Here is a 13,927-nt window from a genome sequence, read left to right as displayed (position 1 = left end):
GTGGAAACCATGATCGGGGGTGGCAGCGGCCGGATCGGCGGTGCCGAGACCACCGGCGCCGTGGCGACCCGTGGCCCATCCGGGACGCGCGCGCCTTCCTGCGCACGCGGCGAACCGTCGCCGGCGCCACGCAGCCGTTCGATGGCCGCGCGCGCCAATTCGTTGGCGTCGCGATGCTCTTCGGGCGCGACGGCGGCCTCGACGGTCGTGGTGGGCGGGGCGACAACAGGTGCGGCCGCCACCGTCGGCGCTGCAGGCGCAACCGGCGCCGCGGCGGACTTGGCGACCGTCTTCTCGCGCGGAGCCGGCTGGTAATGACGCGGCTCCACCGGGATGCTCGCGGTCTCCGCCGGCGTATCGGCGGATTTTTCGACCGGCTTCTCGACGGCCTTTTCAACCACCGTCGGCCTTTCGGCGGCGGTTTGCTCGATCATGGCCCTTTCGGAGATGCCCTTCGCCTTGACGCCCGGTCCGGGGATGTTGCGGATATCAGCGGCTTTCGCGGCGGGCTTGGCATCGATTCCGGTCTCGGCCTTCTTGGGGACGGCCGGGGACACCGCGGCGGCGACGGGGGCGTCCGCGGCGGGTCTGGTGACGATGTAATGATTGACGATGTAGGCCCCGATGATGGTCGCCACCACCGACGGCAATATGTCCATGGCAAACTTGGAGACGTATTTCAGCATGCCGGCCACTCCCCGCGCCGGTTTGATGCGGAAACTTTGAGGCGCATTGAGGGATCAACTGCGACAGATCGGTGGCAATTGGGCAAATGGCGTTGCTTATGGTTTCAATTCGACTTCCAGGAACACGATCTCATGCGCGGTCTCGTTGAGCACGTCATGCTCGACCCCCGCCTTGCGGAAGTAGGATTTGCCGATCGCAAGCTGCGCCTTGGAACGTTCCCCGCCGGGCGCCACGATGGTCATTTCGCCCGAGGTCACGGGAACGATGACGTAGTCCATCCCGTGGATGTGATGGCCGGTGGCGCTGCCCGGTGCCAGCCGCCACTCGGTAACACGGACTTCCGGGGTGTCGACCTGGACATCGGATTTGGCGCTGATCATTTTCGCTGTTCCCTCAGGGCACGAACACCAGGAAGACAAATACGGCAAACACCACGAGGTGGACCAGCCCGAACAGGATGTTGGTGCGGCCGGTGGCGAAGGTGAGCATGCTGAGGACGAAAGTCAGGACCAGCAGCACCATCTCCTGGACATTGAGCCCAAGCACCAGTTGTTTGTCCAGCGCGTAAGCCGCCGTCGCGACCGCGGGAATCGTCAGCCCGATGGTCGCAACCGACGAGCCGAGCGCGAGGTTGATGCTCTTCTGCAGATCGTTGTTGCGCGCGGCGGCGATGGCGGCGACGCTCTCCGGCAACAGGATCAGGAGCGCCACCAGGACGCCGGCGAAGGCCGGCGGCGCGCCGATCCGGGCGGTGGCGAAATCGACCACCAGCGAGAATTTTTTCGCAAGCAAGACCACCGCCAGCAGCGAAACCAGCAGCAGCAGGATGCTCACGCCCAGCATCCGGTCCGAGGTTTGCCCGCCACCGTCCGCGATGGCCGCTTCCCCGACAAAATAGTCCCGATGCCGGATGGTCTGGGTATAGAGGAACACGCCATAGAGCAGGAGCGTGACGACGCTGACAAAACCGAGTTGGACCGCCGAGTAGACCGGTCCCGGCGTGGTCAGCGTATAATTGGGCATGATCAGCGTGATGGTCGCCATCACGATCAGAACGCTGAGATAGAGGTTCGACCCCGAGACCTGGACATCCTGCTCGCGGTAGCGCAGGCCGCCGGCCAGGATACAGATGCCGACCAGACCGTTGCAGACGATCATCACCACGGCAAACACGGTATCGCGCGCCAGCGTAGGCACGGGCTTGTCGCCCAGCATGATGGTCGCGATCAGCGCGACCTCGATCACGGTGACCGCCAGCGTCAGCAAGAGCGTGCCATACGGCTCGCCGATCCGCTCGGCGATCACCTCGGCATGATGCACGGCCGCGAACACGGTGCCGAACAGGATGACCAGCAGCGCCGCCGCGAACGCGAGCCCGGCGGCATTTGGCGTGAAAGTGACGCCGAGCGCGGTGGCCCCGGCGAAAAGCAGGACCGCCAGCGTCGGGAATATCCATGCCGATCGTGGCATCGGGCCGTGCGCGCTCATCTGACCTCATCCTCGGAGCCGGAGGGTAAACCATGCACCAAACGGCGGCGGCCGTCAGCCCTTTGCCGCATCGATAAACCGTCGAGCCGTTTCGACCGCGCCAAAATCGCCGAGATCGTTGTGGCCCCCTTCGGGAAACCGCACGAATTGTTTCGGCTGATGGGCGAGCCCGAACAGCCGCTCGCCAAACCGCAAGGGAATGGTGGGATCGCGCGCGCCATGCATGATCAGGAGCGGCGCCGTGACCCGCGCAATCCGCTCGTCGGAATGAAACTGATCCCGCACCAGCCAGCGCACCGGCAGCATCGGAAACGCCGAAGCGGCAACATCCGCGATCGAGGTATAGGGCGCTTCCAGGATCAATTTGCCGACCGGTTGCTCGGCCGCCAGCGCCACCGCCACGCCGCTCCCGAGTGAAAAGCCCCAGACCACAATGCGCTCCGCGGCGTAGCGCATCGTTGTGAAAGCATAGGCCGCAGCTGCATCCCGCAGCAGTCCCTGCTCGCTCGGCTGTCCGCTCGATCCGGCATAACCCCGATAGGACAGGGCGACGAGCCCGGTCCCGTCCAAGGTGATGTCGCGGAACCGGCCGGCCAGCCCGGCGAGGAAATCGCCGTTACCGGGAAAATAGATCACGACCGCATGGCCCGGCTTTGCCGGCACGTGCCAGACGATGACGTTCTCGCCATCCGAGGTGGCGAGGACGTGTTCTTCAGCCTCCGGAAAGCCGGCGGCCCCAGGGAGCGTGCGCTGCGTTTGCGGAATCGGAAAGATGAAAGCGCGCTGCGCGAAGAACAGCACGGCAAGACCGCCGAGATAGCCGCCGGCCAGCAGAACGACGAGCCATTTCAGGACGGTCATTGCTCCGCGACCGCCGTGCCCGATGGGGTTGCCCCCGTGACCGCAGTGCGCAACCCGGCGGTCACAATACGCTCGCCAACACGACTTCGCGGATCACGCGGATCGGCGGGATCCACTGGTCCTTGTCGGCGTAGTTGCCGGCCGTGATTGCGACCGCGATATCGAGTTCGGGCAATACGAACAGCCGCTGGCCGCCATAGCCGAAGGCGCCGATCCAGTGCGCGATCGGGCGATTCGGAGGATTGCCGTACTGGAGATCGCCGAGGTACCAAAAGTAGCCGTAGCGGCGGAATTCATCGACCGCGAGATAAGGCTGGAACGATTTTTCGAGCCATTCCGCCGGCACCACGGGGTGCCCCTCCCACTGCCCACGGTTGAGGATCAGTTGCCCGATGCGCGCGAGATCGCGCGGCGTCATGCGCAGCCCGGATGATGCCGCAGGCTCGCCGTTCAAGCCGTTGGTCCATGCGGTCGCGCCCACGCCGATCGGATCGAACAGCGCGGCACGGGCGAAGTTCGGCAACGACTGACCGGTGCCCTTCTGGATCAGCTTCCCGATCAGCGTGGTCGCCGCCGCACCGTAGATCCAGCGTGTCCCCGGATCGGCCACGAAGGGCCGGCTGAAGATGTAGCGATAACGATCCGGCGCGAGCTCCATCTGGATCTCGCTGTTGGCCGGGTCCTGGTAAGGAATGTCCTCGTTCCATTCCAGCCCGAGCGACATCGTCAGTGCATGCGCGATGGTCAAACGCTTGTGACGCGGGTCGGTCGCCAGCTCGGCATATTCCGGAAAGGCTTCCAGCAGCGGCCGTTCCGGCGCCGGCACCTTGCCCTGCGCAAGCGCAACGCCATAGAGCAAGCCAAGGATGCTCTTGGTCACCGAGCGCAGGTCATGCTGCGTGTCGGGGCCGAACGCGACGCGGCCGATCGGATCGCCCCAGATTTCGTCCTCGCCTGCATCGTAGCGCTCGAGCACGAGCGCGCCCTTGCGCAGGATGACGACGCCATGCAGATTCCAGGCACGGCCCGATGTGACGAGATTGTCGAGCCGGGCCTCGAGATCGGAAGCGAAGCCGGCGTCGGAAGGCGATATCCTGCGCCAGTCAGATGATGCCGCAGCAGCGATTGGACGAATCATGGCGCTCGCGGCGGCGGCCGCGGCGCCCAACACAATCTGGCGACGCGTACGCATGGCGCGCCTCCGTCACAGCGCCTTGACGATGTTCTCGGTCATCTTCTTGGCGTCGCCGAGCAGCATCATGGTGTTGTCGCGGTAGAACAGCGGATTGTCGATGCCGGCATAGCCTGACGCCAGCGAGCGCTTGATGAACATCACGGTGCCGGCCTTCCAGACCTGCAGCACCGGCATGCCGTAGATCGGCGATTTCGGATCGTCCTCGGCGGCCGGATTGGTGACGTCGTTGGCACCGATCACGAAGGCGACATCGGCTTGCGCAAATTCGGAATTGATGTCCTCGAGTTCGAACACCTCGTCATAGGGCACGTTGGCTTCCGCCAGCAGCACGTTCATGTGGCCGGGCATGCGGCCCGCCACCGGATGAATTGCGTATTTGACCTCGACGCCTTCCTTCTTGAGCTGGTCGGCCATTTCGCGCAACGCATGCTGCGCCTGCGCCACCGCCATGCCGTAGCCGGGCACGATGATGACCTTCTGCGCGTTCTTCATGATGAAGGCGGCATCGTCGGCCGAGCCGAGCTTGACCGGACGCACCTCACCACCGGCACCCGCGCCGGCGGCGGCGGTCTCGCCGCCGAAACCGCCGAGGATGACCGAGATGAAGGAGCGGTTCATCGCGTGACACATGATGTAGGACAGGATCGCGCCGGATGAGCCCACCAGCGCGCCGGTGATGATCAGCGCCGAATTGCCGAGCGTAAATCCGATGCCGGCGGCGGCCCAGCCGGAATAGGAGTTCAGCATCGAGATCACGACCGGCATGTCGGCGCCGCCGATCGGGACGATCATGAGTACGCCCAGCGCCAGCGCGATGATGGTGATCAGCCAGAAGGCGACCGCGCTGCCCGTCGTCACCAGGCCGATGATGAATACCACCAGCGCCAGGCCGAGCACGATGTTGATGACATGGCGCGCCGGCAGGATGATCGGCGCACCGCTCATCCGCGCCGACAGCTTCAGGAACGCGATCACCGAGCCCGTGAATGTCAGCGCGCCGATCGCAACCCCGAGCGACATTTCGACAAGGCTCTGCGGATGGATGTGACCGGGCGTGCCGATGTCGAAGGCTTCCGGCGCATAGAACGCGCCGGCCGCGACCAGCACCGCGGCCATGCCGACCAGCGAGTGGAACGCGGCGACCAGTTCCGGCATCGACGTCATCGGCACCCGGCGCGCGATCACCGCGCCGATCGAGCCGCCGATCGCGACACCGAGCACCACCAGCAGCCAGGCTACCCCGTCCGCCGGCGGATGCGAGGCGAGCGTGGTCGCCACCGCGATCGCCATGCCTGTCATGCCGAACAAATTGCCCTGGCGCGATGTCGCCGGGCTCGACAACCCGCGCAACGCCAGGATGAACAGCACGCCTGCGACGAGATAAAAGACTGCAGCAAGATTGGCGTTCATCGAGAGGCCCCCATTGTCATCGTCACCCCGAGGTGCACGCCGCTCACTTGGTTTTCTTCTTGTACATCGCGAGCATGCGCTGGGTGACCAGGAAGCCGCCGAAGATGTTGACGCTGGCAAAGACCAGCGCGACGAAACCGAAGCCGCGCGCCCATGCCCCGCCATTGCCGACCATCTCGACGCCGACCGCAAGCAGCGCGCCGACCACGATCACCGATGAGATCGCATTCGTCACCGACATCAGCGGCGTATGCAGCGCAGGGGTCACCGACCACACCACGAAATAGCCGACGAACACGGCCAGCACGAAAATCGACAGCCGGAACACGAAGGGATCGACGGCTTGGGCGAGATGATCCATGGCGGCTTTCCTTTAAGTCTTCGGCTGGAAGTTCGGATGAATGACGGCGCCGTCTTTGGTCAGCGCGGTGGCCTTGACCAGTTCGTCGTCCCACTTCACCGCGAGCGCCTTGGTCGATTTGTCGACCAGCGTCTCGATGAAGGAAAACAGGTTGCGCGCATAGAGGCTCGAGGCCGAGGTCGCGACGCGGCCGGCGAGATTCGGAATGCCGACGATCCTGACGCCGTCGAGATCGACGGTTTCGCCGCTTCTGACACCCTCGACATTGCCGCCGCGCTCGACCGCGAGATCGACCAGCACCGAACCCGGCTTCATCGACTTCACCATGTCCGATGTGACGAGCCGCGGCGCCGGGCGGCCCGGAATCAGCGCTGTCGTGATGATGATGTCCTGCTTCTTGATGTGCTCGGCGGTCAGCGCCGCCTGCTTGGCCTGATACTCCTTCGACATTTCCTTGGCGTAGCCGCCGGCGGTCTCCGCCTGCTTGAATTCCTCGTCCTCGACCGCGAGGAATTTGGCGCCAAGGCTCTCGACCTGCTCCTTCACCGCGGGCCGCACGTCGGTCGCGGTGACCACCGCGCCCAGCCGCCGCGCGGTCGCGATCGCCTGCAGGCCGGCGACGCCGACACCCATCACGAACACCTTCGCCGCCGGAACCGTGCCGGCCGCCGTCATCATCATCGGGAAGGCTCGGCCGAAGGCTTCGGCAGCCTCGATCACCGCGCGATAGCCGGCGAGATTGGCCTGGCTCGACAGCACGTCCATCGATTGCGCGCGGGTGATGCGCGGCATCAATTCCATCGCGAACGCAGAGACGCCGGCATCCGCCATCGCCTTCAGCGCGGCGTCGTTGCCGTAAGGGTCCATGATGGCGATCACCAGCGCGCCGCGCTTGTAGTTGGCAAGCTCTGACGCCTCCGGCCGCTTCACCTTGATGACGATATCGGCGTCCTTGACCGCGTCCGCGCTGACGGTGGCGCCGGCGGTGGTGAATTCCGAATCGGGCAGGCCCGACTTGATGCCCGCGCCGGGCTCGACGGCGATGTCGACCCCCAGCGCCTTGTATTTTTTCACGGTGTCGGGGGAAGCCGCGACCCTTGGCTCGGACGGATCGATTTCCTTGGCAACGGCGATCTTCATGAGGCCTCCGGCAGCGCGAGATGCACGCGCACGAGCAAACTAGCGCCTGTTTCGCAACGATGGATACCGGTTTTGCGACCGGAAGGCGTGCATTTTTGTAGAATCGCGCCGGCGGGCGGTGGCGCGACCCCGGGAAGCGATCAGGTCAGGAAAAACGCCATCATGGCGAGGATGAAGACGACGGCGCCGGTGCCGTATTTCACCAGCTTGATAAAGCCCTCATAGGTCTCCTCGTGGGCGATATAGTCGTTGCCGTCAGCGGTCGTGTAGGCCACTTCGTTATGCTCTGCCATCGGTCTCCCCGGTCCATGTTCGCGCTCGCCGTGGAATTACCGCAATCCCGGCAGGAGGGCAACGGCGGCGGGCCTTTTGTGCACCAGCCGCAACTGCGAGTTACTTGCCGTCCTCGGGCGGCCAATTATCCTTGATCCAGCGCGTCAATCCCTCCTCGCCGACCTCGCCGGCCGCAAGGGAGAGGATCATGGCGGCTGCCTCCGCTTCGGGCACGACGAAATCGACACCGTTCACGCCGAGGAAGGTGTACAGCGCCAGCAGCGATGTGCGCTTGTTGCCGTCAACAAACGGATGATTGCGCGCAATGCCGAAGGCATAGGCCGCGGCTAATTCAGCCAGTTCCGCCTGCTCATATGACCAACGGTTTTTCGGTCGATCGAGCGCGGATTCGAGCATGCCTTCGTCGCGCAAACCGCTCGCACCGCCGTGGATCGTGAGTTGCTCGTCGTGAATCGCAACAAACATTTGGCGGGTGAGCCAAAACGGCTCGGTCATTTTGCAAGCTCAGCCAGCGCATTATGATAGCGCTTCATGCCGCGCCGCGCGACTTCCATCGCCTTCTCGAAATCAGGATCGTAGGGAGTCAGCCGGAAACCGCCATCGGGCGTCAGGGTCGCATAAAGCGTATCGCCAACGCTGACGTGCATCCGCGCCAATATATCCTTCGAGAGGATGATTCCCGACGAATTGCCGATCTTCTTGATTTCGACTGTTCCGATCACCTGGCCGCCGGCATCAGGACGAATTTTCGACTGTTCGTTCATGGCTGAAGCTCCGTTCTACAAATCGTATAACAGAACCATTAATCCCGTTCAACAGATGTTTTACGCGTCCCAGCCTCGCTCAGCCCATCCGCTCCAATTCGTCGATCATCCCTGAAATCACTGACAGCCCGCCCTCCCAGAATTTGGGATCCCTGGCGTCCAGCCCGAACGGCTTCAGCAGTTCGGAATAATGCTTGGTGCCGCCGGCCGAGAGCATCGCCAGATAGCGCTCGGCAAAACCTTCCTGCGCATGTTCGTAGACCGCATAGAGCGAGTTCACCAGGCAATCGCCGAACGCATAGGCGTAGACGTAGAACGGCGAATGGATGAAGTGCGGGATGTACATCCAGAAATTCTCGTAGCCCGGACGGATGTCGATCGCGGGCCCCAGGCTCTCGCCTTGCACGCTGAGCCAGATTTCGCCGATCCGCTCGGCGGTCAGTTCGCCGTTCTTCCGCGCGGTGTGGATGGCGCGCTCAAAGCTGTAGAACGCGATCTGCCGCACCACCGTATTGATCATGTCCTCAACCTTGCCGGCGAGCAGCGCCTGACGCTGCCTGGCGCTCCCGGTTTGCGCCAACAGCCGCTTGAAGGTCAGCATCTCGCCGAACACGCTCGCGGTCTCCGCTAACGTCAACGGCGTCGGCGCCATCAGCGCTCCATTCCTGGCCGCCAGCACCTGATGCACGCCGTGGCCGAGCTCATGGGCGAGGGTCATCACGTCGCGCGGCTTGCCCTGATAATTCATCAGCACGTAAGGATGCGCCGACGGCGTGGTCGGATGCGAGAAGGCGCCCGGCGCCTTGCCCGGCCGGACCGGCGCATCGATCCAGCGATCGGTGAAAAAACGCTCCGCGATGCGCGCCATTTCCGGGGAGAACCCGCGATAGGCCGTCAGCACCATGTTCTTCGCCTCCGGCCAGGCGATGCTGGAGGTCACGGCAAACGGCAGCGGGGCGTTGCGGTCCCAATGCGCGAGTTTCTTCTTCTTGAACCAGCCGGCCTTGAGCCGATAGTAGCGGTGCGACAGCTTAGGATAGGCCGCGCGAACCGAGCCGACCAGCGCATCGACCACTTCGGGTTCGACGCGATTGTTCAGATGGCGCGAATCCGCCACATCCTGGAAGCCGCGCCAGCGGTCGGAAATCTCCTTGTCCTTGGCGAGCGTATTGGTGATCAGCGCAAAGGTCCGCTCGTTGGCCTTGAAGGTTTTTGCCAGCGCCTGCGCCGCCGCCTTGCGCTTGGCACCTTCGCGATCCTGCAACAGGCTCAGCACCGGCTCGATCGCCAATTCCTTGGCGCCGACCTTGAAGCGCAGGCCCGAGATGGTCTGGTCGAACAGCCGGTTCCAGGCGGAATAGCCGCTCTGCGACTTTTCATGAAACAACTGCTCGACGCGATCTTCGAGCTGATAGGGTTTTTCCTTGCGCAGATCCTCGATCCACGGCCGATAATGCGCCAGTTCCGGCGCCTGCATCGCCCGCTCGATCACGGCATCGTCAATCCGGTTGAGCTCGAGCGCGAAGAACAACAGGTGCACCGACGCATTGGTCAGCCGCTCGGAGACGTCGCCATAGAATTTGGAAATCTTGGGGTCGACGCTGTCGCCCGCACGGATCAGGCCGGCATAGGAGCCGAGGCGGCCGGCGAGATCGTCGATCGCCTCATAGCGCCTGACCGCCTCGGCGAGCCACTCGCCGCCGCCCTGCCCGGCCGTCCGTTCCGCGAGCTTGCCCTTGCAGTCGGTCTCAAACGCGACGCATTCGGCGTCCATCCTGTCGAGGTCGCGGGTGATTTCCGGCGCGTCGATCCCGGAATAGAGATCGGCCAGGTTCCATTCCGGCAACTTGCCGATCCCGGATTTGGCCGCGGCTTTCTTGCCGTTGGGCTTGTGGGTTGCGGGCTTGCGGAGAGCGGATGTGGAGCGCGAGGTCATCTGGTTGGAAACCTGGGTTCGATCGGAACGGCTGTGGGTGCGAAGCGTGAACGCGATCGCAAGGTTTAAGAGTGCGTTAATCGGCATCGGCGAGAGTGCCCCGATTCGAGACAGATAGTTGTAGCGCGCGGGGAAAACCATGGCTGCCAGCATTTTGATCGCCGACGACGATGCCGTCGCACGCCGCCTGGTCGAAAACATGGTGCAGAAATGCGGCTATGAGACCGTCGTCGTCGAGAGCGGCGACGCCGCGATCGCGGCGCTGACCGCCCCGGACGCGCCCGCGATCGATGCCGTGGTGCTCGATCTGGTGATGCCGGGCCTCGACGGAATGGGGGTGCTGGCCAAAATCCGCGAAGCCGGCCTCAACATCCCCGTGATCGTCCAGACCGCGCATGGCGGCATCGACAATGTGGTCTCGGCGATGCGCGCAGGCGCCCAGGATTTCGTGGTCAAGCCGGTCGGCATCGAGCGATTGCAGGTCAGCCTGCGCAATGCGCTCAACGCCAGCGCGCTGAAGGGGGAATTGCAGCGCATCCGCCACAGCCGCGAAGGCCGGCTGACCTTCGCCGACATCATCACCCGCAGCGAGGCCATGGCGGGCGTACTGCGAACCGCGCAAAAGGCGGCCAGTTCCACGATTCCGGTGCTGATCGAGGGCGAATCCGGCGTCGGCAAGGAATTGTTCGCCCGCGCCATCCATGGCTCAGGCGAGCGCAAGGCGAAACCGTTCGTCGCCGTCAATTGCGGCGCGATCCCCGACAATCTTGTGGAGTCGATCCTGTTCGGTCACGAGAAGGGGGCCTTCACTGGCGCCACCGAACGCCACATGGGCAAGTTCGTCGAAGCCCATGGCGGCACGCTATTCCTCGACGAGGTCTCGGAATTGCCGCTGGCAGCCCAGGTGAAACTGTTGCGCGCGCTCCAGGAAGGCGCGGTGGAAGCGGTCGGCGGGCGCAAGCCGGTGAAGGTCGACGTCCGCATCATCTCGGCGACCAATCGCAAGTTGCTCGACCGCGTCAAAAGCGGACAATTCCGCGAAGACCTGTTCTATCGCCTGCACGTGCTGCCGCTGACGATCCCGCCGTTGCGGATGCGCCGCGAGGACATTCCGCATCTGTTGCGGCATTTCCTGGCGCGGTTCTGCGCCGAGGAAAACCGTCCCGTCACCGGCATCAGCGGCGAGGCGATGGCGCAGCTGTCGCAATTGGAGTGGCCAGGCAATATCCGGCAGCTCGAAAACGCGGTCTATCGCGCCGTCGTCATGAGCGAGCATGAGCAGCTTGCACTGGCGGATTTTCCGCAGGCCGCCGCGCAGTCGCCGGCGATCTCGGACGAGCAGCAGCGGCACGCCGAGCCGCTGGTCGTCGGCCAAGGGGGCCAAGGGTTTCATTCCACGGTGCCGACGATGATCTCAGGTAATGAGATACCCATTGCGCCGCTGTCGACGGCGGGGATGCTGACCATGCTGACCAATGCCGGAGAAGTGCGGCCGCTCGAAGAACTGGAGAGCGAGATCATCCGGTTCGCAATTTCGCATTACCGCGGGCAGATGTCCGAGGTCGCGCGCCGATTGAAAATCGGCCGCTCGACCCTTTACCGCAAGCTCGATGAGGCGGCCGACAATCACGGGGCCGGCGGCGCCGACCAGGCGAACTAGGACGAAGGGGAAGCTAGGACGAAGGGGAAGATTGTGGCGCTCCGGTGTCAGGGAAGCCGAAGCCAAAGAAAGATCAGGAAAATCAAGAAAAGATAAAGAAGCCCGGGAAACCGGCCAATCGAGAACTATTGAACCGTTGCTTGCCGGTGACAGACAAACGCAAAAGCGCGTGGCAAGAGCGCACAATCCGTTGCAAAGGAGCGCCTTTGAAGTCAGTTTGTCGTGAGTTGCCCCGCGCGGCGCTGGTTGCATGTGGGGCTCGCGTGTATCGTCTGCGTATGAATCGTGGCGTGCAGGCGTACCGATGTTGGAGATTTTGAGCACATTCAGAACAAGATCCAAACGTTGACTGCAAAAACGTTGACTGAATGGGGTTTCAGAACTGATCAGGCCGGCGCTTTAGCCAAAGCTGTACGGACGATGCCACGAACTGTTCCATGCCGGGGCAGCTTCGCCCAGGGGGTTTTATGATGCGAGACTGTTTGAAGAACCGTGCCGGATTCGACCGCGTGCTCATGGCGGTCGCAGCGACCTTCCTCACGGTGTCCGCAACCTCGGCGATGGCCCAGGCCGATCCGCCTCGCAAGAGCGCCGCTGAACTCGCGATCGATGCCGCGATCCCGCGTCCGGACCCCGCCAACATCCCGCCGCCCACGATCAATGATTTCAAGCTGGACACCAGCGCGCCGGCCCCGGATACGGCGAAGATCGACGCGCCGAAGGCTGCCGAGAAAGCGCCGGACACGAAACCCGCCGATGTCGTTACCGCGCCTTCCGCCGAACCGAACAAGGCCGATACGGCCGGGAAGGATACGGCGACCACCCCGACCCCATCGCCTCCGGCTGCAACCACGACCGCGTCGCCGGCGCCAGCCGCTCCGGCGGCCGCGACCGCAACGCCCGCGGCCGAACCGGTCAAGGCCGCCAGCAATGTCGCGCCCGAGGATCAGCCGGTCGCCGACAAGCTGCATGAGATGCTGGGCGGCAAATCGCTGCGCTATTTCGACCGCAAGGCGGAGCGCACGGCGGTCGAGAAGTTTTATACGGCGCGTGACTTCGCGCCTGTGTGGACGCAGGGCGGCACGCTGACCGCGGCTGGCAAGGGCGTCATCGCGCGGCTGAAGGATGCGGCCTCCGACGGCCTGAATGTCGCGGACTATCCGGTGCCGGATTTCGCCGCGGCCAGCGGTCCCGACGCGCTCGCGGAAGCCGATCTGAAGCTGACCGCCAGCATGCTGGACTATGCGCGCCAGGCGCAGAGCGGCCGGATGCACTGGTCGCAGGTCTCCGGTGACATCTCCTATCCGGAGCATCCGACCGATCCGACCGAGGTGCTGACCAACGTCACAAGCGCCAGCGACGCCTCGGTCGCGCTCGACAGCTACAACCCACCGCAGAAGCTCTACAAGGCGCTGAAGGCTAAGCTCGCCGAATTGCGCGGCCAGGGCGACGGACCGGTGGTCCAGATCGCGGACGGTCCGGCGCTCAAATACGTCCCGGCGCGCGGCAAGAAGCAGCCCGAAATCGTGATGGAAGACGAGCGCGTGCCGCAATTGCGCGCCAAGCTCGGCCTGTCAGAGAACGCCGACGACACCCATTACGACGCCAAGGTCGCCGAGGCCGTCCGCAAATTCCAGGAAACCGCCGAGCTCAAAGGCACCGGCATCCTCGATGACAAGACCGTCAAGGCGATCAACAGCCCGAAGCGCGACAAGCAGATCGACACCGTGCTCGTCAACATGGAGCGCTGGCGCTGGCTGCCGCGCCAGCTCGGCGCCCCCGGAATCGGCAATGCCTACGTCATTCTCAACATCCCCGACTACACGCTCAAGGTGATGCAGAACGGCGCGCAGGTCTGGACGACGCGGGTGGTGACCGGGCAGCCCGGCGTTCACGCCACGCCGCTTTTGACCGAGACGATGAAGTTCATCACCGTCAATCCGACCTGGAACGTGCCGCCGTCGATCATCTACAACGAATACCTGCCGGCGCTTCAGCAGGATCCGACGGTGCTCGAGCGCATGGGATTGAAGCTTGAGCACAATCGCGACGGCAGCATCCACATTTCGCAGCCGCCTGGTGAACGAAATGCGCTCGGCCGCATCCGCTTCAATTTCCCGAACAAGTTCCT

Annotated in this window: 14 protein-coding genes; 2 read left to right on the top strand and 12 right to left on the bottom strand. The window is 63.9% G+C overall.

Going from position 1 to position 13,927, the window contains the following annotated elements; all coding sequences use genetic code 11:
* The 12 genes from VK804_RS05895 to VK804_RS05840 all read right to left on the bottom strand — a co-directional run.
* The coding region (locus VK804_RS05895) for a hypothetical protein (protein ID WP_325368822.1) at positions 1-686 on the bottom strand (686 nt) is incomplete at its 3' end.
* A 96-nt stretch (positions 687-782) separates the two neighbouring features.
* Positions 783-1,067: a cupin domain-containing protein gene (locus tag VK804_RS05890; protein WP_325368820.1), complete on the bottom strand. Its 285-nt coding sequence runs from the start codon at positions 1,065-1,067 to the stop codon at positions 783-785.
* A 13-nt stretch (positions 1,068-1,080) separates the two neighbouring features.
* The gene (locus VK804_RS05885; protein WP_325368818.1) at positions 1,081-2,175 is read right to left on the bottom strand and encodes an ionic transporter y4hA; all 1,095 of its coding nucleotides are present in this window, start codon (positions 2,173-2,175) and stop codon (positions 1,081-1,083) included.
* Between the two features lie 54 nt (positions 2,176-2,229).
* Positions 2,230-3,036, bottom strand: coding sequence for an alpha/beta hydrolase (locus VK804_RS05880; protein ID WP_325368816.1), 807 nt, complete (start codon positions 3,034-3,036; stop codon positions 2,230-2,232).
* 61 nt (positions 3,037-3,097) lie between these two features.
* Positions 3,098-4,228: a serine hydrolase gene (locus VK804_RS05875; protein ID WP_325368814.1), complete on the bottom strand. Its 1,131-nt coding sequence runs from the start codon at positions 4,226-4,228 to the stop codon at positions 3,098-3,100.
* 12 nt (positions 4,229-4,240) lie between these two features.
* The gene (locus VK804_RS05870; RefSeq protein ID WP_325368813.1) at positions 4,241-5,641 is read right to left on the bottom strand and encodes an NAD(P)(+) transhydrogenase (Re/Si-specific) subunit beta; all 1,401 of its coding nucleotides are present in this window, start codon (positions 5,639-5,641) and stop codon (positions 4,241-4,243) included.
* A 43-nt stretch (positions 5,642-5,684) separates the two neighbouring features.
* Positions 5,685-6,002, bottom strand: coding sequence for a proton-translocating transhydrogenase family protein (locus VK804_RS05865; RefSeq protein ID WP_325368811.1), 318 nt, complete (start codon positions 6,000-6,002; stop codon positions 5,685-5,687).
* A 12-nt stretch (positions 6,003-6,014) separates the two neighbouring features.
* Positions 6,015-7,142, bottom strand: a complete 1,128-nt coding sequence (locus tag VK804_RS05860; protein WP_325368809.1) for a Re/Si-specific NAD(P)(+) transhydrogenase subunit alpha — start codon at positions 7,140-7,142, stop codon at positions 6,015-6,017.
* Between the two features lie 140 nt (positions 7,143-7,282).
* On the bottom strand, positions 7,283-7,435 hold the full coding sequence (locus tag VK804_RS05855) for an aa3-type cytochrome c oxidase subunit IV (RefSeq protein WP_325368807.1): 153 nt from the start codon (positions 7,433-7,435) through the stop codon (positions 7,283-7,285).
* 100 nt (positions 7,436-7,535) lie between these two features.
* Complete coding sequence (locus VK804_RS05850; protein ID WP_325368805.1) at positions 7,536-7,931, bottom strand: type II toxin-antitoxin system death-on-curing family toxin; 396 nt, start codon at positions 7,929-7,931, stop codon at positions 7,536-7,538.
* Positions 7,928-8,200, bottom strand: coding sequence for an AbrB family transcriptional regulator (locus VK804_RS05845; RefSeq protein WP_325368803.1), 273 nt, complete (start codon positions 8,198-8,200; stop codon positions 7,928-7,930). The genes VK804_RS05850 and VK804_RS05845 overlap by 4 nt, the downstream gene beginning before the upstream one ends.
* A 79-nt stretch (positions 8,201-8,279) precedes the next feature.
* Positions 8,280-10,136 carry a M3 family oligoendopeptidase gene (locus VK804_RS05840; RefSeq protein WP_325368824.1) on the bottom strand — a complete coding sequence of 619 codons (1,857 nt, stop codon included), beginning with the start codon at positions 10,134-10,136 and terminating at the stop codon, positions 8,280-8,282.
* Between the two features lie 139 nt (positions 10,137-10,275).
* On the opposite strand from VK804_RS05840, the gene VK804_RS05835 reads away from it, so the two are divergent.
* The gene (locus VK804_RS05835; protein ID WP_325368801.1) at positions 10,276-11,796 is read left to right on the top strand and encodes a sigma-54 dependent transcriptional regulator; all 1,521 of its coding nucleotides are present in this window, start codon (positions 10,276-10,278) and stop codon (positions 11,794-11,796) included.
* 470 nt (positions 11,797-12,266) lie between these two features.
* Positions 12,267-13,927, top strand: a 1,661-nt coding sequence (locus VK804_RS05830; RefSeq protein WP_325368799.1) for a L,D-transpeptidase family protein, incomplete at its 3' end; no start/stop codon positions are given.

It is taken from the genome of Bradyrhizobium sp. (assembly GCF_035484855.1).
Lineage (GTDB): Bacteria > Pseudomonadota > Alphaproteobacteria > Rhizobiales > Xanthobacteraceae > Bradyrhizobium.
This window is presented reverse-complemented; position numbering and strand designations above follow the sequence as displayed.

Bases quoted from the DNA above. Each gene is read 5' to 3' on its own strand.
- VK804_RS05880 (WP_325368816.1), bottom strand. From the start codon at position 3,036: ATGACCGTCCTGAAATGGCTCGTCGTTCTGCTGGCCGGCGGCTATCTC.
- VK804_RS05835 (WP_325368801.1), top strand. From the start codon at position 10,276: ATGGCTGCCAGCATTTTGATCGCCGACGACGATGCCGTCGCACGCCGC.
- VK804_RS05870 (WP_325368813.1), bottom strand. From the start codon at position 5,641: ATGAACGCCAATCTTGCTGCAGTCTTTTATCTCGTCGCAGGCGTGCTG.
- VK804_RS05845 (WP_325368803.1), bottom strand. From the start codon at position 8,200: ATGAACGAACAGTCGAAAATTCGTCCTGATGCCGGCGGCCAGGTGATC.
- VK804_RS05855 (WP_325368807.1), bottom strand. From the start codon at position 7,435: ATGGCAGAGCATAACGAAGTGGCCTACACGACCGCTGACGGCAACGAC.
- VK804_RS05865 (WP_325368811.1), bottom strand. From the start codon at position 6,002: ATGGATCATCTCGCCCAAGCCGTCGATCCCTTCGTGTTCCGGCTGTCG.
- VK804_RS05860 (WP_325368809.1), bottom strand. From the start codon at position 7,142: ATGAAGATCGCCGTTGCCAAGGAAATCGATCCGTCCGAGCCAAGGGTC.
- VK804_RS05890 (WP_325368820.1), bottom strand. From the start codon at position 1,067: ATGATCAGCGCCAAATCCGATGTCCAGGTCGACACCCCGGAAGTCCGT.
- VK804_RS05850 (WP_325368805.1), bottom strand. From the start codon at position 7,931: ATGACCGAGCCGTTTTGGCTCACCCGCCAAATGTTTGTTGCGATTCAC.
- VK804_RS05885 (WP_325368818.1), bottom strand. From the start codon at position 2,175: ATGAGCGCGCACGGCCCGATGCCACGATCGGCATGGATATTCCCGACG.
- VK804_RS05875 (WP_325368814.1), bottom strand. From the start codon at position 4,228: ATGCGTACGCGTCGCCAGATTGTGTTGGGCGCCGCGGCCGCCGCCGCG.
- VK804_RS05840 (WP_325368824.1), bottom strand. From the start codon at position 10,136: ATGACCTCGCGCTCCACATCCGCTCTCCGCAAGCCCGCAACCCACAAG.